This window comes from Massilia sp. IC2-476, from assembly GCF_020707295.1.
Lineage (GTDB): Bacteria > Pseudomonadota > Gammaproteobacteria > Burkholderiales > Burkholderiaceae_D > Telluria.
Map to the genome: position 1 here is coordinate 788914 of NZ_JAJFER010000002.1, position 19526 is coordinate 808439.

Below are 19526 nucleotides of genomic sequence, written 5' to 3' on the forward strand. Positions count from 1 at the left end.
ACTTGTCGCCGTAAGCGTACGGGGAAACGAAAAAAAACCCCGCCGTAGCGGGGTTCATTAAGCAATCAGCAAGGATTACTTGTTGACGGTACGGGTACCGACGACTTCGATTTCCACGCGGCGGTTCTTTGCGCGGCCTGCCGAGCTCTTGTTGTCGGCTTCCGGCTGCTTCTCGCCCTTGCCTTCGGTGTAGATGCGGTTTTCTTCCACGCCCTTGCCCTTCAGGTAAGTCTTGACGGCTTCAGCGCGGCGGATCGACAGCTTCTGGTTGTAGGCATCGGTACCGATCGAGTCGGTGTGGCCGACGGCGATGATGACTTCCAGGTTCATGTCGCCCAGCTTCGAGACCAGTTCGTCGAGCGAGGCCTTGCCGGCCGGCTTCAGGACAGCTTTGTCGAAATCGAAGAAGGCGTCAGCCGAGTACGACACTTTTTCCGAGGTCGGCACCGGGGCCGGAGCAGGAGCCGGGGCTGGAGCCGGTTCGGCGACTGGCGGCGGCGGAGGCGGCGGCGGAGCAACGCACTTGCCGTTTTCCAGCTTCTCAGGCGGGACGCACAGCGGCGCGTCGCAGCCCGGGACCGCGTCGGCCGGGGTCCAGTAGCCGGTGCGCCAGCACAGGCCGAAAGGATTGCGGGCGATCACGCCGCGGCTGTCCTGCACGTAGGCGCTGTACGGTGTGCGCGCCTTGATGTCGGTGGTCAGCGGTGCATACGGTGCATCGCTCTGGGCAAAAGCGTTGCCCGCGATCGCAGCCGAAGCAGCGAGCATGAGGGTTGCCAGTTTATTCATGTTCTTTTTTCCTTTCGGGTAAATGCCTTGCGAAACTCAACGTGGGCGTTATGGTCAAGATACTAACACGTCCAGGGAAGGGCTTAGTTTCGCATTGTGAAACAAACAATTAATTTCCTGTCCATTTTGCCACATGCACCAAAAACGCACGACTGCACCTAAATCAAACTTCATGCATATTCTCGATGCGTTGTTTTGTTGCAACATTTGGGCAAGCGGACGGGGCTGACATCGACAACGCTGGAAGGGTCTGGCCCCCTGAACGGTTTTGTGCTGGTGCTAACTAGGGCATGGTAGAATCATCCGTTGCAGTCAATAACCATTAGCCTGAAAGCAGTCGACCCGCCCAATGGATCAATTCGCAAAAGAAACAGTTCCCATTTCCCTAGAAGAAGAAATGCGCAAGAGCTACCTCGATTACGCGATGAGCGTGATCGTGGGACGTGCTCTGCCGGACGTGCGCGACGGCCTCAAGCCGGTGCACCGTCGCGTGCTGTACTCCATGCACGAGAGTAACTACGCGCACAACCGTCCGTACGTGAAGTGCGCGCGCGTGGTCGGCGACACCATGGGTAAGTACCACCCGCACGGCGATGCGTCGATCTACGACACGCTGGTCCGCATGGCGCAGGACTTCTCGCTGCGCTATACCCTGGTCGATGGCCAGGGCAACTTCGGCTCGATCGACGGCGACTCCGCCGCGGCGATGCGTTACACCGAGTGCCGCCTGGACAAGATCGCCAGCGAGCTGCTGGCCGACATCGACAAGGACACGGTCGACTACCAGCCGAACTATGACGGCAAGGAAAAGGAACCGACCGTCCTGCCGACCAAGATCCCGAACCTGCTGATCAACGGTTCCTCGGGCATCGCGGTGGGCATGGCCACCAACATCCCGCCGCACAACCTGTCGGAAGTCATCAACGGCGCCCAGCACCTGCTGAAGAACCCGGAGTGCAGCATCGACGAACTGATCGAGCTGATCCCGGCGCCGGACTTCCCGACCGCCGGCATCATCTACGGCGTCTCGGGCGTGCGCGACGGTTATCGCACCGGCCGCGGCCGCGTGGTGATGCGCGCCAAGACCCACTTCGAGGAATACGGCAAGGACGGCGGCCGCGTCGCGATCATCATCGACGAGCTGCCCTACCAGGTAAACAAGAAGTCGCTGCTCGAGCGTATCGCCGAGAACGTGCGCGACAAGAAGCTGGAAGGCATCAGCGACATCCGCGACGAGTCCGACAAGTCGGGCATGCGCGTGGTCATCGAACTGAAGCGCGGCGAAGTGCCGGAAGTGGTGCTGAACAACCTGTACAAGCAGACCCAGCTCCAGGACACCTTCGGCATGAACATGGTGGCGCTGGTCAACGGCCAGCCGAAGCTGCTGAACCTCAAGCAGATGCTCGAGTGCTTCCTGTCGCACCGCCGCGAAGTGGTCACCCGCCGCACCGTGTTCGAGCTGCGCAAGGCGCGCGAGCGCGGCCACATGCTGGAAGGCCTGGCCGTTGCACTGGCCAACATCGACGACTTCATCGCAATCATCAAGGCCGCGCCGACGCCGCCGATCGCAAAGACCGAACTGATGCAGCGCGCCTGGGATTCGTCCCTGGTGCGCGAAATGCTCAACCGCACCGAGACCGGCGCGGCCGGCGGCATCGAAGCCTTCCGTCCGGAGCACCTGCCTAAGCACTACGGCATGCAGCAGGACGGCCTGTACAAGCTGTCGGACGAGCAGGCCCAGGAAATCCTGCAGATGCGCCTGCAGCGCCTGACCGGCCTGGAGCAGGACAAGATCGTCAACGAGTACAAGGAAGTGATGGCCCACATCGCCGACCTGCTCGACATCCTGGCCCGCCCGGAGCGCGTCACGACCATCATCAGCGACGAGATGGCGCAGATCAAGGCCGACTACACCGAGAACGGCAAGGATGCACGCCGCTCGGCCATCGAGCACAACGCCAGCGACCTGGAAACCGAAGACCTGATCACCCCGCAGGACATGGTGGTCACGCTGTCGCACTCGGGCTACATGAAGTCGCAGCCGATCTCCGAATACCGCGCCCAGAAGCGCGGCGGCCGCGGCAAGCAGGCGGCGGCAACGAAGGACGAAGACTGGATCGACCAGCTGTTCATCGCCAACACCCACGACTACATCCTGTGCTTCTCGAACCGCGGCCGGATGTACTGGCTGAAGGTGTGGGAAGTGCCGCAGGGCTCGCGCAACTCGCGCGGCAAGCCGATCGTCAACATGTTCCCGCTGCAGGACGGCGAGAAGATCACCGTGATCCTGCCGCTGTCGGGCGAGAACCGGACCTTCCCGGAAGACCACTACGTGTTCATGGCGACCTCGCTCGGCACCGTCAAGAAGACGCCGCTGAAGGACTTCAGCAACCCGCGCAAGGCCGGCATCATCGCGGTCGACCTCGACGAGGGCGACGTGCTGGTGGGCGCCGCGCTGACCGATGGCCAGCACGACGTGATGCTGTTCTCGGACGGCGGCAAGGCGGTGCGCTTCGACGAGAACGACGTGCGTCCGATGGGCCGTACCGCGCGCGGCGTGCGCGGCATGAACCTGGAAGAGGGGCAGAACGTCATCGCCCTGCTGGTGGCCGAAAACGAGCAGCAGTCGGTGCTCACGGCAACCGAGAACGGCTTCGGCAAGCGTACCCCGATCACGGAATACACCCGCCACGGCCGCGGCACCAAGGGCATGATCGCGATCCAGCAGTCCGAACGCAACGGTAAAGTCGTGGCCGCGACCCTGGTCGACGCCAACGACGAGATCATGCTGATCACCACCGGCGGCGTCCTGATCCGCACCCGCGTGGCCGAGATCCGCGAGATGGGCCGTGCGACCCAGGGCGTGACCCTGATCGCAGTGGAAGACGGCACCAAGCTGTCCGGCCTGCAGCGCATCGTCGAGACCGACCTCGAAGAGGTCGAGCTCGAACAGGCGCCGGAGTAATAGCACCCCACGGGCCGCTTTGATGCGGCCCGTTTTTTTCACATAATCAGGGCCTTGGGCCCAGCATAATTACATGAAAAAATTTGTACTCGCCCTGACCGCAGCCGCCGCCTTCGCGGCCTTCCCGTCCTTTGCATCGGCTGCCGACGCACAATCCACCGCGGCCGTGAAAACCATGTTCGACGCCATGGAGATGCGCAAGAACATGACCGCCATGTATGCCGAGATGCAGAAGGCCATGCCGGCCATGATGCGCCAGCAGGTGCTGGCCATGATCCAGGCCGACCCGCAGCTGAACGCCGAGCAGAAGAAGGAAGCGATCGCCAAGGCCGAGCAGATGCTGCCGGGCGTGGCGCAGGCCGTCAACAAGGTCTTCAACGACCCGGCCCTGATCGATGAAATGCTCAACGAGATGGTGCCGCTGTACGCCAACAACTACACGGTCGACGAGATCAAGCAGCTGACCACCTTCTACAAGAGCCCGGTGGGCCGCAAGATGATGACCCTCACGCCCAAGCTGTCGGCTGAAGGCATGGCCATCGGCCAGCGCATCATGACGCCGCGCCTCGGCAAACTGATGCAGGATGTGATGCAGGAAGTGCAGAAAAAGTAAGCGAGAAAGGACCGCATGACGCAGGTATTCAACTTCTCGGCCGGCCCGGCCGTCCTCCCGAAGGAAGTGCTGCAGCAGGCAGCGAGCGAGATGCTCGACTGGCACGGCAGCGGCATGTCGGTCATGGAGATGAGCCACCGCGGTCCGGAATTCATCTCGATCTATCAGCAAGCCGAGGCCGACCTGCGCGAGCTGCTGGCCGTCCCGGCCAACTACAAGATCCTGTTCATGCAGGGCGGGGGACTCGGCCAGAACGCCATCATCCCGCTCAACATGGTCGGCTGCTGCCCGCAGCCGGCGACCATCGACTTTGTGCACACCGGCTCCTGGTCGGGCAAGTCGATCAAGGAAGCCAGGCGCTACGCCCACGTCAACATTGCAGCGTCGAGCGAGGCGAACGGCTTCACCGGCGTGCCGCCGCAGGACAGCTGGAACCTGACCCCGCACGCGGCCTACCTGCACATCTGCACCAACGAGACCATCGACGGCGTCGAGTACAACTTCGTGCCCGAATCGAAGCCCAAGGTGCCGATCGTGGCCGACATGTCCTCGCACATCCTGTCGCGCGAAATCGACGTGTCGAAGTACGGCGTGATCTTCGCCGGCGCCCAGAAGAATATCGGGCCGGCCGGCCTGACCCTGGTGATCGTGCGCGACGACCTGCTGGAGGACGCGCTGCCGATCTGCCCCTCGGCCTTCCACTGGAAGACCGTGGCCGAGCACGAATCCATGTTCAACACCCCGCCGACCTACGCGATCTACATCGCCGGGCTGGTGTTCGCCCATCTCAAGAAGCTGGGCGGGGTGGCGGCCATGGAGAAAATCAATATTGAAAAAGCGCGCCTGCTGTATGAGGCGCTGGATGCCGACGACTTCTACCAGAACCGCGTCGCGCCCGAATACCGTTCGCGCATGAACGTACCGTTCTTCCTGCGCGACGAATCCCTGAACGACAAATTCCTGGCCGGCGCGAAGGCGCGCGGGCTGCTGCAACTGAAGGGCCACAAGTCCGTCGGCGGCATGCGGGCATCGATCTACAACGCGATGCCGCTCGAGGGTGTGCAAGCCCTCGTCGATTATTTGAACGAATTCGCGGGCCGGTAACCATGCGTTGGCCGGCGTGTGCGGTGACGCATGGGCCGGTTGACCGCGTGGGCGGGGACCCGCCCACCCTACGAACACCACGGTATCGTAGGGTGGGCAAGTCTCTTGCCCACGCGGTCAATTCCCGCACGAGCAGCCCGCGACATAGATAACGACCGAACGATGAACGACAAACTCCTCCCCCTGCGCGAGCAGATCGATGCGATCGACGCGCAAATCCTGGACCTCCTGAGCCGGCGCGGCCAGATCGCCCAGCAGGTCGGCCACGTCAAGGCCGAAACCAATGCCCCGGTGTTCCGTCCGGAACGCGAAGCGCAGGTGCTGCGCGGCGTGGCCGAGCGCAACCCGGGTCCGTTAAATAGCCGCGACGTCCAGACCATCTTCCGCGAGATCATGTCCTCTTGCCGCGCGCTGGAAAAGCGCGTCACGGTGGCCTATCTCGGCCCGTCCGGCACCTTCAGCGAGCAGGCCGTGTACCAGCAGTTCGGCACCGCCATCGAGACGCTGCCCTGCGTCTCGATCGACGAAGTGTTCCGCGCCACCGAGGCCGGCACCGCCGACTTCGGCGTGGTCCCGGTCGAGAACTCGTCCGAAGGCGCGATCAACCGCACCCTCGACCTGATGCTGGCCACCACCACCGTGATCAGCGGCGAGATCTCGATCCCGGTCCACCACAGCCTGATGACGAAGACCGGCAGCATGGATGGCGTCACCGTCGTGTGCGCCCACTCGCAGGCGCTGGCGCAGTGCCAGGTGTGGCTCAACCTGCATCATCCGGGCATCGAGCGCCGCGCCGTGGCATCCAACGCGGAAGCCGCGATCATGGCAAGCCAGGACCCGACCGTGGCTGCGATCGCGAGCGAGATGGCGGGCGAGCAGTACCAGCTGGGCGTGGTCCAGGCCCACATCCAGGACGACCCGCACAACCGCACCCGCTTCGCCGTGATCGGCAGCCTCGAAACCGGGCCCTCGGGACGCGACCACACCTCGATCGTGCTGGCCGTGCCGAACAAGGCGGGCGCCGTCTACAATCTGCTGGCGCCGCTGGCCAAGCACGGCGTGTCGATGACGCGCTTCGAGTCGCGCCCGGCGCGCATCGGCACCTGGGAGTACTACTTCTACGTCGACATCGAGGGCCACGTGCGCGACGCAGCGGTCGCCCGCGCCCTCAACGAGCTGAAGGACAACGCAGCCTTCTTCAAGGTGCTGGGCTCCTACCCCCAAAGCCTCTGATTTCCATTTTTATTCGAGAACATTTATGTCGCAATTAGGTCCAGATTACGTCCGCGCCATCGCCCCTTACCAGGCCGGCAAACCCATCGCTGAAGTCGCCCGCGAGTTCGGTCTCGACGAAGCCAAGATCGTCAAGCTGGCCTCGAACGAAAACCCGTTCGGCGTGCCGGAATCGAGCCGCGCCGCGATGGCGCAGGCAGCCGCCGACCTCGGCCGCTATCCGGACGCCAACGGCTTCGAACTGAAGGCAGCGCTGTCCACGCGCTACGACGTGCCGGCCGACTGGATCACGCTTGGCAACGGCAGCAACGACATCCTGGAAATCGCCGCGCACGCCTTCGTGCAGAAGGGCGAATCCGTGGTGTACTCGCAGTACTCGTTCGCCGTCTATGCGCTGGCAACCCAGGGTGTGGGCGGACGCGCCATCGTGGTCCCGGCCAAGGAATACGGTCACGATCTCGACGCCATGGCCGCCGCGATTGAAAGCGACACCCGCCTGGTCTATGTCGCCAACCCGAACAACCCGACCGGCACCTTCATTCCTGCCGCGCAGATCGAAGCCTTCCTGCAGAAAGTGCCGTCCAACGTCGTGGTGGTGCTCGACGAGGCCTACAACGAATACCTGGCGCCCGAACACCAGTTCGAATCGAGCCAGTGGGTGCGCAAGTACCCGAACCTGATCGTCTCGCGCACCTTCTCCAAGGCCTACGGCCTGGCCGGCCTGCGCGTGGGCTTCGCCATCGCCCAGCCGGCGGTGACCGACCTGATGAACCGTATCCGCCAGCCCTTCAACGTCAACTCGCTGGCACAGGCCGCCGCAATCGCCGCGCTGAACGACACGGCCTTCCTGGACAAGGGCGCGCAGAACAACGCGGCTGGCTACCAGCAGCTGACCGCCGCCTTCGACGAACTGGGCCTGGAATATGTGCCCTCGTTCGGCAACTTCGTGCTGGTGAAGGTGGGGAGCGACGAGCAGGCCGGCGCACGTGTCAACCTGGCGCTGCTGAAGCAGGGCGTGATCGTGCGCCCGGTCGGCAACTACGGCCTGCACCAGTGGCTGCGCATCTCGATCGGCCTGCCGGAAGAGAATGCGGCGTTCATCGCGGCGCTCAAGAAGGTATTGAGCTGAATGATTGAACGCCTCGTCGTCATCGGCGTCGGCCTGATCGGCGGTTCCTTTGCGCTGGCCTTGAGGGCAGCCGGCGTGGTCCGCCACGTGGCCGGCCTCGGTCGCGATCCGCAGGCGATGGCGCGCGCGCTGGAGCTGGGCATCGTCGACGAGGTGTGCGAGTCGCCTGAGCAGGCGATGCGCGGCGCCGACCTGGTGCTGCTGGCGGCGCCCGTGGGGCAGACCGGGCCGATCCTGGCCTCGCTGTTGCCATTCCTCGAGCCGCAGAGCATCATCACCGACGCCGGCAGCACCAAGTGCGACGTGGTCCTTGCCGCGCGCGGGGTGCTGGGCGAGCGCATCGGGCAATTCGTTCCAGGCCACCCGATCGCCGGCAGCGAATCGAACGGTCCGGACGCGGCGCGCGCAGAGCTCTACCGCGGCAAGAAGACGGTGCTGACGCCGCTGCCGGAAAACGAGCCGGCGCTGGTGGAGCGCGTGGCAAGCGCCTGGCGCGCCTGTGGCTCGCTCATCCATACCCTGAGTCCGCAAGACCACGACCGCGTGTTCGCCGCGGTCAGCCACCTGCCGCACCTGCTGGCCTATGCGCTGGTGGACGACATCGCCGCCAAGCCGCATGCCGACATGCTGTTCCAGTACGCCGCCAGCGGCTTTCGCGATTTCACGCGCATCGCCGGCTCGTCGCCGGAAATGTGGCGCGACATCAGCCTGGCCAACCGCGATGCGCTGCTCACCGAGCTGGATGCATATCTGGCACAATTGACTACATTGCGGGCGACGCTCGCAGCCGCCGACGGTCGCGGTCTCGAATCCGTGTTCGCCAACGCGCAGCGTGCGCGACGCGAATGGATCGAGGCGATCGAGGCCGGCTCGCCGCCACCGCAACACCGGGATACAGAATGACGCAGTCTAAACACTACCCCCAGCACATCGACCTCGAACCCGTGATCCACGTCGAGGGCACGGTGCGCCTGCCAGGCTCCAAGAGCATCTCGAACCGCACGCTGCTGCTGGCCGCGCTGTCCGAAGGCACCACCACCATCCACGACCTGCTGGCCTCGGACGACACCATGGTGATGCTGGGCGCGCTGCGCTCGCTCGGCATCCAGTGGGATGAAGTCGACGAGCGTACCGTGGTCGTGCATGGCAACGGCGGCGTGCTGCCGAAGCACGAGGCCGACCTCTTCATGGGCAATGCCGGCACCGCGATCCGTCCGTTGACGGCCGCGCTGGCCGTGATCGGCGGCGACTACACGCTGCACGGTGTCTCGCGCATGCACGAGCGCCCGATCGGCGACCTGGTCGACGCGCTGAACGAAGTCGGCGCCCAGATCGAATACACGGGAGAGCAGGGCTTCCCGCCGCTGCGCATCCGCCGCGGCCACATCCACGCCAATCGCATCGCCGTGCGCGGCAATGTGTCGAGCCAGTTCCTGACCGCGCTCCTCATGGCTGCGCCACTGATGGCCACGACCCACGCAGTGTCGATCGACGTGGTCGGCGAACTGATTTCCAAGCCCTACATCGAGATCACCCTGAACCTGATGCGCCGCTTCGGCGTCACGGTCGAGCAGAACGGCTGGGCCTCGTTCACCGTGCACCCGGGCCAGCGCTACACCTCGCCGGGCAGCATCCACGTCGAGGGCGATGCCTCGTCGGCGTCCTACTTCCTGGCGGCCGGCGCGATTGCCGGCGGTCCGGTGCGGGTCGAAGGCGTGGGCGAGCACAGCATCCAGGGCGACGTGCGCTTTGCCGATGCGCTGGAGCGCATGGGCGCTATCGTGACGCGCGGGGACAACTGGATCGAGGCGCGTTCGAACGGCGTGCTGAAGGCGATCGACGCCGACTTCAACCACATCCCGGACGCCGCGATGACCATCGCCGTGGCCGCGCTGTATGCGGACGGCCCGAGCACGCTGCGCAACATCGCCAGCTGGCGCGTGAAGGAAACCGACCGCCTGGCCGCCATGGCGACGGAACTGCGCAAGGTCGGCGCCGAGGTGGAGGAGGGCCCGGACTACATCCGTATCACGCCGCCCGAACAGTTGAAACCGGCTACCATCGACACTTACGACGACCACCGGATGGCGATGTGCTTCTCGCTCGCCTCGCTGGACGGCAAGGCGCGCCGCGGCAACGCGATGCGCATCAACGATCCGAAGTGCGTCGCCAAGACCTTCCCTGAATACTTCGAGGCCTTCGCGGGCATCGCCAAGAACGAACTGTTTTGAACAATGACACCGCGTGGGCGGCACAGCCGCCCACCCTACACTATGCCGAATAATCCAATACCTGTGATTGCCATCGACGGCCCGACCGCTTCCGGCAAGGGCACCGTCGCCGCCAGGGTCGCCGAGCGCCTGGGCTTTCACCTGCTCGACTCGGGCGCCCTGTACCGCCTGACTGCGCTGCAGGCCCTGCGCCGCGGCGTCGAACTGCGCGACGAACACGGGATCGCCAAGCTGGCCGAGCACCTGCCGGCGCGCTTCGTGGGCGGGGATATTTTCCTGAACAACGAGAACGTCACTGGGGCCATCCGCGCGGAAGAGGTCGGCAACATGGCATCGAAGATCGCCGCACTGCCGAGCGTACGCCAGGCCCTGTATGCCCTGCAGCTGGGCTTTCGCGAGACCCCCGGCCTGGTGGCCGACGGGCGCGATATGGGGACGGTGATCTTTCCCGGAGCGAAATTAAAAGTTTTCTTGACCGCAAGCGTCGAGGCGCGGGCGCAACGCCGGTATAAGCAATTGATTGACAAAGGATTTTCTGCTAATATGGACGATCTGCTGAAGGATTTGAAGGAACGAGACGAGCGCGACACCAAGCGCGCGATCGCTCCCCTGGTCCCGGCAGAGGATGCGCATCTGCTCGATACCTCGAACATGACGGCTGCGGAAGCGGTTGAGCAGGTACTTGCCTGGTATGCGCATGCGTGAGGTTTAAAAGTTTGAAATGACGGGAATAGGGCTGGATTAGCCGGCCCAAAGACCGTCATTCCGGCAAAGGCCGGAATCCAATTTTCCTTGCGTCTAGTTGGCTTGAGTCATCGCCGCGAACATGCAAACAAACTTGGGTCCCGGCCTTCGCCGGGACGACGTGCGGGAGGAGGTGGTCGGAATGACACTTCCACTGTGCGAAGTCCTTGTAGGGTGCCTGCGACGGCAATTCCGCTGCCGCAGGTGTGTTTCAACCTAACCCCAGTTCAGTCCGCACTATCGCCGGCCTGCTGGGCTAACTCGAGTAATAACCTTTATGTCTACTGCAACCACCAAAGATACCGGCATGGAAAGCTTCGCCGCCCTGTTTGAAGAATCGCTGTCGCGTCAAGACATGCGTTCGGGCGAAGTCATCTCGGCTGAAGTCGTGCGCCTGGATCACAACTTCGTGATCGTCAACGCCGGCCTGAAGTCGGAAGCCTTCATTCCGGTCGAAGAATTCAAGAATGACCAGGGCGAACTGGAAGTCCAGATCGGTGACTTCGTTTCCGTGGCCATCGAATCGCTGGAAAACGGTTTCGGCGATACCATCCTGTCGCGCGACAAGGCCAAGCGCCTGGCATCGTGGCTGGCTCTGGAAAAAGCAATGGAGTCGGGCGAGATCGTCACCGGCACCGTGAACGGCAAAGTCAAGGGCGGCCTGACCGTCCTGACCAACGGCATCCGCGCATTCCTGCCGGGTTCGCTGGTCGACACCCGTCCGGTCAAGGACACCACCCCGTTCGAAGGCAAGACCCTGGAATTCAAGGTCATCAAGCTGGACCGCAAGCGTAACAACGTCGTCCTGTCGCGTCGCGCCGTCATCGAAGCATCGATGGGCGAAGAGCGTGCGAAGCTGATGGAAACCCTGAAAGAAGGCACCGTGGTTACCGGCGTCGTCAAGAACATCACCGACTACGGTGCGTTCGTTGACCTGGGCGGCATCGACGGCCTGCTGCACATCACCGACCTGGCATGGCGTCGCGTGCGTCACCCGTCGGAAGTCCTGTCGGTTGGCCAAGAGATCACCGCTAAGGTCCTCAAGTACGATCAGGAAAAGAACCGCGTCTCGCTGGGCGTCAAGCAGCTGGGCGACGATCCTTGGACCGGTCTGTCGCGTCGTTACCCGCAAGGCACCCGCCTGTTCGGTAAAGTCACCAACCTGACCGACTACGGCGCGTTCGTCGAGGTGGAACAAGGCATCGAAGGCCTGGTCCACGTGTCGGAAATGGACTGGACCAACAAGAACGTGGCCCCGAACAAAGTCGTGCAGCTGGGCGACGAAGTCGAAGTCATGGTCCTGGAAATCGACGAAGAGCGTCGCCGTATCTCGCTGGGCATGAAGCAGTGCAAGGCGAACCCATGGGACGACTTCGGCATGACCCACAAGAAGGGCGACAAGGTCAAGGGTTCGATCAAGTCGATCACCGACTTCGGCGTGTTCATCGGCCTGCCGGGCAACATCGACGGCCTGGTGCACCTGTCGGACCTGTCCTGGACCGAAGCCGGCGAAGAAGCCGTGCGTCGCTTCAAGAAGGGCGACGAGCTGGAAGCCGTCGTGCTGGCAATCGACGTCGAGCGCGAGCGTGTCTCGCTGGGCGTCAAGCAGCTGGAAGGCGACCCGTTCAACAACTTCGCTTCGCTGAACGACAAGGGCACCCTGGTCACCGGCACCGTGAAATCGGTTGAGCCGAAAGGCGCCGTGATCGCGCTGAACGAAGAAGTCGAAGGCTACCTGCGCGCTTCGGAAATCTCGCGTGACCGCGTGGAAGACGCTGGCACCCACCTGAAAGTGGGCGACAAGGTCGAAGCTCTGGTCATCAACATCGATCGCAAGGCTCGCAGCATCCAGCTGTCGATCAAGGCGAAAGACAGCGCCGACACCCAGGAAGCAATGAGCAAACTGGCTTCGGACAACAGCGCAGCTTCGGGCACCACCAGCCTGGGCGCACTGCTGAAGGCCAAGTTCGACAACAAGGGCTAAGACCTCCTGAGGCGACCAGATGACCAAGTCCGAGCTGATCAACCGCCTGGCTGAGCGTTATTCCCAGCTGGTGGCGAAAGATGCCGAGTTCGCTGTCAAGACCATCCTGGATGCGATGACGAATGCCCTGGCAACGGGGCAACGCATCGAAATCCGCGGTTTCGGCAGCTTCGCGCTGAACAGCCGGCCACCCCGCATCGGCCGCAACCCGAAGTCCGGCGACAAGGTGATGGTGCCCGAAAAACGGGTGCCTCACTTCAAGCCAGGCAAGCAGTTGCGCGAGCGGGTGGACGCGATGGTCGGGCAACCGATCATTGAAGACTGAAGTCGTCTGCCGCGTGCAGACCAAAACGGCGTCCTTCGGGATGCCGTTTTTTTTTCGTGCATTCGTGGGGCGTATGCAAACTTGGGTTCCGGCCTTCGCCGGAACGACGTTGCTTGAGTTCACCTCTAACCCTAAGACCGTCATCCCGGCGAAGGCCGGGATCCAATTCCGTGGCGCAACGTTAGCTCCACCTTGCACCGCCTTTTGAAATATCATGTTGGATATGCGACACTTCGCCTTTGTGCACTCAACCAGCGGGCACTGCTGATGAAATTTGTCTCGACCCTCGTCGGAATCGTCCTGTTCGTCCTGTTCTTCGGCTTCGCCCTGAAGAACACCCAGGAAGTCGACCTGCGTTTCTTCCTGAACTATGAACTGCGCGGCCCGCTCGTGCTGATGCTGCTGGCCTTCTTCATCGCCGGCGCCGCACTCGGCATCCTGGCCCTGGCGCCGACCGTGTTCCGTCAGCGCCGCCAGACCTCGCAGCACAAGAACACCATCCAGGCCCTGCAGAGCGCCGCCGGTACCGGCAGCGCCCAGCCGACGCCCGATGCCGTGAACCCGGCGCAAAAACTGGCCCAATAAGCTCTTCTGAGCGCCTCAAACAACAAGAACACATGGAATTCGAAATCTGGATGCTGCTCGGCATCCCATTCTTCTTCGGCCTCGGCTGGATCGCCGCCCGCGTCGACATCAACGAACTGGTCTCCGAATCGCGCACCCTGCCGCGCGGCTACTTCAAGGGCCTGAACCACCTGCTCAACGACCAGCCGGACAAGGCGATCGATTCCTTCATCGAGATCGTCAAGCTCGATCCGGAATCGGCCGACATGCACTTCGCTCTCGGTAACCTGTTCCGCCGCCGCGGCGAGACCGAGCGCGCCATCCGCGTCCACCAGAACCTGCTGGCGCGTCCGGACCTGCCGCTTGAGCAAAAGGCCCACGCCCAGTACGAGCTTGGCATGGACTACCTGAAGGCCGGCCTGCTCGACCGCGCCGAGGAAACCTTCAACCTGCTGGTCGACACCCCCTTCGAGGTACAGGCCCGGCGCGCGCTGCTCGAGATCTACCAGCGCGAAAAAGAATGGCGCCGCGCGATCGACGTGGCCGTCGGCCTGCAGGAGTCCGGCGCCGGTGCGCGCCAGAAGGAAATCGCCCAGTTCTATTGCGAGCTGGCGCAGGACGCCCTTGTGCACCTGCAGCCGAGCGACGCCATGCAGCTGCTGGACAAGGCCCTGCAGGCCGACCGCTCCAGCGTGCGCGCCACCATCCTGATTGGCGACGCCCAGCTGGCCCAGGGCGACACCGAGGCGGCCATCATGACATGGCGCCGCGTCGAGCACCAGAGCGTGCCGCACGTGGCCCTGGTGGCCGGACGCCTGATGGACGGCTACCGCAAGGTCGGCCGGCCGCAGGAAGGCGTCAACCTGCTGCGCTCCTACCTGGCCGAAGCTTCGTCCATTGACCTGATCGAGGTGGTGTTCAAGGCCGTGATCGAACTCGACGGCGTGGAAGCTGCCAAACAGCTGGTGGTCGAGGAACTGCGCCGCAATCCGACCCTGCTGGGCCTGGACAAGCTGCTCGAGGCGCGCCTGATGGACGCCCCGGCCCATGTCTGGGAAGAACTGTCGATGGTGAAGAACCTGGTGCAGCGCTACACCCAGAAGCTGGCGCGCTACCAGTGCAGCCAGTGCGGCTTCAAGGCGCGCCAGTTCTACTGGCAGTGCCCGGGCTGCAGTCGCTGGGAGACCTACCCGCCGCGCCGTACCGAAGAACTGAACGTGATGAATTAATGAACGACATGACCCCAAGCCGCCTGCTGGCGGCAGACAGCTTCCGCCTGCAGGCGGCCCCCGACCTTTCCAGTGTGCGCCTGCTCGTGGTGGGCGACGTCATGCTCGACCGCTACTGGTTCGGCGAGGTCTCGCGCATCTCGCCGGAAGCCCCGGTGCCGGTGGTGCGCATCGAGCGCCGCGAAGAACGCCTGGGCGGCGCCGCCAACGTGGCGCGCAACGCCGCCGCGCTGGGCGCCCACACCGGCCTGCTGGGCGTGACCGGCCAGGACGAAGCCGGCGAGGAAGTGGAAAAGCTGCTGCGCGAATCGCGCATTCACAGTTACCTCAAGCGCGACGATGCGATCTCGACCATCATAAAGCTGCGCGTCATCGGCCGCCAGCAGCAGATGGTGCGCATCGACTTCGAAGATGCGCCGACCGAGACCGTCCTGGTCGAGAAGCTCGACCAGTTCCGCGCGCTGCTGCCAAGCTATGACGTGGTGATCCTGTCCGACTACAACAAGGGCGCGCTGGCGAACGTGGCCGAGATGGTCAAGGAAGCGCGCGCAGCCGGCAAGATCGTGCTGGTCGACCCCAAGGGCGACGATTTCACGCCCTACCGCGGCGCCAGCATCCTGACCCCGAACCGCTCGGAACTGCAGCGCGTCGTTGGCGGCTGGAAGACCGAAGCGCAGCTGACCGAAAAGGCGCAGCGCCTGCGCGCCGAGCTGGGCCTGACGGCCCTGCTGGTGACGCGCTCGGAAGAGGGCATGAGCCTGTACAGCGAGAACGAGGTGCTGCACGTGCACGCCGACGCGCGCGAAGTGTTCGACGTCTCGGGCGCGGGCGACACCGTGATCGCCACCCTGGCCGCGATGCTGGGTGCCGGCGCACCGCTGGATGCGGCCCTGGCCACCGCCAACCGCGCCGGCGGCATCGTGGTCGGCAAGCTGGGCACGGCGACCGTCACCCGCGAGGAACTGTTCCCCGCTTGATCTTGATCAAACCGAGCTCGTCAACGACAGCCGGTGGGCCCCGTTAGTGCTGGATGGATGGCGCCGCCGTCCATTTAGCGAACCTACGGAGAACAATCAATGATCAAGAAACTGATGCTTGCCGTTGCCGCACTGGTCGCCTCGACCGGTATCGCCTTTGCCCAGGTCGACGTCAACAAGGCCGACGCGGCCGCGCTGGACGGCGTCAAGGGTGTGGGCCCGAGCATGTCGAAGATGATCCTCGACGAGCGCGCCAAGGGCGAGTTCAAGGACTGGGCCGACTTCCAGGACCGCATCAAGGGCGTCAAGGGCAAGAAGGCCATGAAGCTGTCGGAAGCCGGGCTGACCGTGAATGGGAAGCCGATGGAAGCGGCGGCTGCCAAGCCGGCGAAGGACAAGACGGCGGCCAAGACGGACAAGAAGGCGGCGCCGGCCGAGCAGAAGGCGGCGATGTAAGGCGAAAAAAACCCGCGGCGACGCGGGTTTTTCATTCAGGCTCAAAGCCGCAGGCCTCGTTCAGGCTGGAGATTGACGCAGGATCTTGTCCATGGCCTTTCCTTTCGCCAGCTCGTCGACCAGCTTGTCCAGGTAGCGCAGTTTCTGCATCAGGGGATCCTCGATGTCCTCGACACGGATGCCGCACACGACGCCCTTGATCAGCGCTGCATTCGGGTGGAAGGCCGGCGCCCCGTCGAAGAAGTCCCTGAAGGTGGCGTTCAGTTCGATCTGCTGCTGCAGTCCGGCCTGGTCGTATCCCGTCAGCCAGCAGATGATCCGGTCCAGCTCTTCCTTCGTCCGACCCTTCGTTTCCACTTTTTTTATATACATCGGATACACCTTGGCGAACGGTGTCCCGAAGATTCGGTGTTCGGACATGGATGTACTTTCATCAAGGGATGGGTGGCGATACCTTACACCATGTATTGACTGACACCAAGCAATCCGCATGAGAAGATGTGCATGTCATTTCGCACACCACGACTAGAAAGGTACTCATGCCTCACGCCCGCATTTCTTCCTCCCTGCTGGCCGCGCTGCTGGCCGCCGCTGCTGGTTCCGCTGCCGCCGCACCAAGCGCCCAGGCTACCCCGGCCAGCCCGGACCTGAAGCGCCAGCAAGCCCAGATCAGCAAGATCGTCGCCGAGGTCTCGCCCAAGCGCATCCAGGCCTATGTCGACAAGCTGGTCAGCTTCGGCACCCGCCACACGATGTCGGAAACCGAGTCCGAGACCCGCGGCATCGGCGCCGCCCGCCGCTGGATCAAGAGCGAACTGGAACGCTGCGGCGCGGGCACCCCGCTGCAGGTCGCGTTCGACAGCCACATCGCCCCGGTCTCGGCGCGCATCTCGCGCCCGACCGAGATCGTCAACGTGGTCGCCACGCTGCCGGGCACCCAGGACGCCTCGAAGGACCGCCTGTACGTGGTCAGCGGCCACTACGATTCGCGCGTCAGCGACGTGATGAACTACACCGCCGACGCCCCTGGCGCTAACGATGACGCCTCCGGCACCGCGGCTGTGATGGAACTGGCCTGCGTCATGGCCAAGTACAAGTTCGACGCGACGCTGGTGTTCATGACCGTGGCCGCGGAAGAGCAGGGCCTGCTGGGCGCGCGTCACTGGGCCGAGCAGGCCCGCAAGAACAACCTGAACGTGGCCGGCATGTTCACCAACGACATCATCGGCAGCTCGCGTTCGGACAAGGGCACGGTCGACAACAAGCAGGTGCGCCTGTTTGCGCAGAGCATCCCGGCCACCAAGGAAATGAGCGAGACCGTGCGCCAGCTGGTGTCCACCGGCGGCGACAGCGATTCGCTCTCGCGCCAGCTGGCCCGCCACACCAAGGAGCAGGGCGAGCGCTACGTGAAGGGCTTCAAGGTGTCGGTGATCCACCGCGCCGACCGCTACCTGCGCGGCGGCGACCACATGCCCTTCCTGGAGCAGGGCTACGCCGCGCTGCGCTTCACCGAGCCGGCCGAGGACTTCGCGCACCAGCACCAGGACCTGCGTACCGAAAACGGCAAGGTGTACGGCGACCTGGTGGATTTTAATGACTACGACTACATCGCCAAGGTGGCGCGCGTGAACGGCGCGACGCTGGCCTCGCTGGCGCTGGCCCCCGCTGCGCCGCAGAACGTCAAGCTGCGCACCGACAAGCTGACCAACGATTCGACCCTGGTGTGGCAGGCGAATCCGGAACCGGACGTTGCCGGCTACCGCATCGTCTGGCGCGATACCACCGCGTCCGACTGGCAGGGCGCCAAGTGGGTCGGCAAGGTCACCGAGGCCACGGTCGATCTGTCGAAGGACAATGTGTTCTTCGGCGTGCAGGCGGTCGACAAGGACGGCAACGTCAGCGTCGCGACCTATCCGCTGCCGCAGCGCTGATTTTTGTAGGGTGGTGCGGCTACACCGCGCGCGTCGATTCATCGTCGACGTGAACGCCGCCCACGCGTTCAGGCACGATTCGAGCAGCGGAAGCGTCTGCTCGAACGGGCGTTGAACGCGTGGGCGGCGTCAGCGCTGATGGCTGTTCATGCTGCCGGGTAGAGCCGCACCACCCTACAAGAGGCCCCGACAAATACGCCACCTTGCGGACCGGATTAGAATAGCGGTTTGAGAAATCGCGAAAGAGCAAGGAATGGCTTACAAGACCATTGAAGACACGATCGGCAATACCCCGCTGGTGCAGCTTGTGCGCCTGCCCGGCGCGGATGCTGCCGCCCGCAACAACATCATCCTCGGCAAGCTCGAAGGCAACAACCCGGCCGGCTCGGTGAAAGACCGCGCCGCCATGTCGATGCTGCGCGGCGCCGAGGAGCGCGGCCAGATCAAGCCGGGCGACACCCTGATCGAAGCCACCAGCGGCAACACGGGCATCGCGCTGGCGATGGCCGCCGCCATCCGCGGCTACAAGATGGTGCTGCTGATGCCGGACAACCTGTCGATCGAGCGCCGCCAGAGCATGGCGGCCTACGGCGCCCAGATCATCCTGACGCCGAAGTCGGGCGGCATGGAATACGCGCGCGACATGGCCGAGCAGATGCAGAAGAACGGCGAGGGCATCATCCTCGACCAGTTCGCCAACGGCGACAACCCGCGCGCCCACTACGAGAGCACCGGGCCGGAAATCTGGCGCGACACCGAAGGCCGCATCACCCATTTCGTCAGCGCCATGGGCACCACCGGCACCATCATGGGCGTGTCGCGCTACCTGAAGGAACAGAACGAGGCGGTCCGCATCATCGGCGCCCAGCCGGAAGAGGGCTCCTCGATCCCCGGTATCCGCAAGTGGCCGGAAGCCTACCTGCCGAAGATCTACGACAAGGCACGCGTCGACCAGGTCGAACCGGTGAGCCAGGCCGCGGCCGAGCAGATGGCGCGACGCCTGGCAGCCGAAGAGGGCATCTTCTGCGGCATCTCGGCGGCCGGCGCCTGCGAAGTGGCGCTGCGCATCTCGCAGACGGTGGAGAACGCGACCATCGTGTTCATCGTGTGCGACCGGGGCGACCGCTACCTGTCGACGGGTGTGTTCCCGGCCTGAGCCGGCCAGAGCCCTAAAACAAAAAGCCATCCTGACGGATGGCTTTTTACTTTCTGCAACTCTCGGGACGCAGCCTGGAAACGCGCAAGAAGCGCG

Annotated in this window: 18 protein-coding genes; 16 read left to right on the forward strand and 2 right to left on the reverse strand. The window is 63.9% G+C overall.

Annotated features, from left to right (window positions below; translation table 11 throughout):
* Positions 1-75: 75 nt before the first annotated feature.
* Entirely contained in the window at positions 76-789 is a 714-nt protein-coding gene (gene ompA / locus LK539_RS08410) for an outer membrane protein OmpA (protein WP_227800447.1), read from the reverse strand.
* A gap of 349 nt (positions 790-1138) precedes the next feature.
* On the opposite strand from ompA, the gene gyrA reads away from it, so the two are divergent.
* From gyrA to LK539_RS08480, 14 genes are all read left to right on the forward strand, one after another.
* Positions 1139-3754, forward strand: coding sequence for a DNA gyrase subunit A (gene gyrA / locus LK539_RS08415; protein ID WP_227800448.1), 2616 nt, complete (start codon positions 1139-1141; stop codon positions 3752-3754).
* A 73-nt stretch (positions 3755-3827) separates the two neighbouring features.
* A complete protein-coding gene (locus tag LK539_RS08420; RefSeq protein ID WP_227800449.1) occupies positions 3828-4367 on the forward strand; it encodes a DUF2059 domain-containing protein in 540 nt (179 codons plus the stop codon).
* 15 nt (positions 4368-4382) lie between these two features.
* Complete coding sequence (gene serC, locus LK539_RS08425) at positions 4383-5471, forward strand: 3-phosphoserine/phosphohydroxythreonine transaminase (protein WP_227800450.1); 1089 nt, start codon at positions 4383-4385, stop codon at positions 5469-5471.
* A 162-nt stretch (positions 5472-5633) separates the two neighbouring features.
* Entirely contained in the window at positions 5634-6704 is a 1071-nt protein-coding gene (gene pheA / locus LK539_RS08430) for a prephenate dehydratase (protein ID WP_227800451.1), read from the forward strand.
* 25 nt (positions 6705-6729) lie between these two features.
* Positions 6730-7833 carry a histidinol-phosphate transaminase gene (gene hisC / locus LK539_RS08435; protein WP_227800452.1) on the forward strand — a complete coding sequence of 368 codons (1104 nt, stop codon included), beginning with the start codon at positions 6730-6732 and terminating at the stop codon, positions 7831-7833.
* A complete protein-coding gene (locus LK539_RS08440) occupies positions 7834-8736 on the forward strand; it encodes a prephenate dehydrogenase/arogenate dehydrogenase family protein (protein WP_227800453.1) in 903 nt (300 codons plus the stop codon).
* The gene (gene aroA, locus LK539_RS08445; RefSeq protein WP_227800454.1) at positions 8733-10064 is read left to right on the forward strand and encodes a 3-phosphoshikimate 1-carboxyvinyltransferase; all 1332 of its coding nucleotides are present in this window, start codon (positions 8733-8735) and stop codon (positions 10062-10064) included. The genes LK539_RS08440 and aroA overlap by 4 nt, the downstream gene beginning before the upstream one ends.
* A gap of 42 nt (positions 10065-10106) precedes the next feature.
* Complete coding sequence (cmk, locus tag LK539_RS08450; protein ID WP_227800455.1) at positions 10107-10769, forward strand: (d)CMP kinase; 663 nt, start codon at positions 10107-10109, stop codon at positions 10767-10769.
* Between the two features lie 316 nt (positions 10770-11085).
* The gene (gene rpsA / locus LK539_RS08455) at positions 11086-12792 is read left to right on the forward strand and encodes a 30S ribosomal protein S1 (protein WP_227800456.1); all 1707 of its coding nucleotides are present in this window, start codon (positions 11086-11088) and stop codon (positions 12790-12792) included.
* A gap of 19 nt (positions 12793-12811) precedes the next feature.
* Positions 12812-13117 carry an integration host factor subunit beta gene (locus tag LK539_RS08460; protein ID WP_027864826.1) on the forward strand — a complete coding sequence of 102 codons (306 nt, stop codon included), beginning with the start codon at positions 12812-12814 and terminating at the stop codon, positions 13115-13117.
* A 267-nt stretch (positions 13118-13384) separates the two neighbouring features.
* Positions 13385-13702 (forward strand): lipopolysaccharide assembly LapA domain-containing protein, encoded by a 318-nt coding sequence (locus tag LK539_RS08465; RefSeq protein WP_227800457.1) that lies wholly within the window; start codon positions 13385-13387, stop codon positions 13700-13702.
* A 32-nt stretch (positions 13703-13734) separates the two neighbouring features.
* Positions 13735-14910, forward strand: coding sequence for a lipopolysaccharide assembly protein LapB (gene lapB, locus LK539_RS08470; protein ID WP_227800458.1), 1176 nt, complete (start codon positions 13735-13737; stop codon positions 14908-14910).
* Positions 14910-15887, forward strand: a complete 978-nt coding sequence (gene rfaE1 / locus LK539_RS08475; RefSeq protein ID WP_227800459.1) for a D-glycero-beta-D-manno-heptose-7-phosphate kinase — start codon at positions 14910-14912, stop codon at positions 15885-15887. Before lapB ends, rfaE1 begins: the two co-directional genes overlap by 1 nt.
* Before the next feature lie 99 nt (positions 15888-15986).
* A complete protein-coding gene (locus tag LK539_RS08480) occupies positions 15987-16343 on the forward strand; it encodes a helix-hairpin-helix domain-containing protein (protein ID WP_227800460.1) in 357 nt (118 codons plus the stop codon).
* Between the two features lie 60 nt (positions 16344-16403).
* On the opposite strand, the gene LK539_RS08485 is transcribed toward LK539_RS08480, so the two are convergent.
* Positions 16404-16763: a DUF2200 domain-containing protein gene (locus tag LK539_RS08485; protein ID WP_227800461.1), complete on the reverse strand. Its 360-nt coding sequence runs from the start codon at positions 16761-16763 to the stop codon at positions 16404-16406.
* A 119-nt stretch (positions 16764-16882) separates the two neighbouring features.
* Here LK539_RS08485 and LK539_RS08490 point away from each other — a divergent pair, with 119 nt between their 5' ends.
* Positions 16883-18274 carry a M20/M25/M40 family metallo-hydrolase gene (locus tag LK539_RS08490; RefSeq protein ID WP_227800462.1) on the forward strand — a complete coding sequence of 464 codons (1392 nt, stop codon included), beginning with the start codon at positions 16883-16885 and terminating at the stop codon, positions 18272-18274.
* A gap of 253 nt (positions 18275-18527) precedes the next feature.
* Positions 18528-19430, forward strand: coding sequence for a cysteine synthase CysM (gene cysM, locus LK539_RS08495; RefSeq protein ID WP_227800463.1), 903 nt, complete (start codon positions 18528-18530; stop codon positions 19428-19430).
* The last annotated feature ends 96 nt before the right edge of the window (positions 19431-19526 follow it).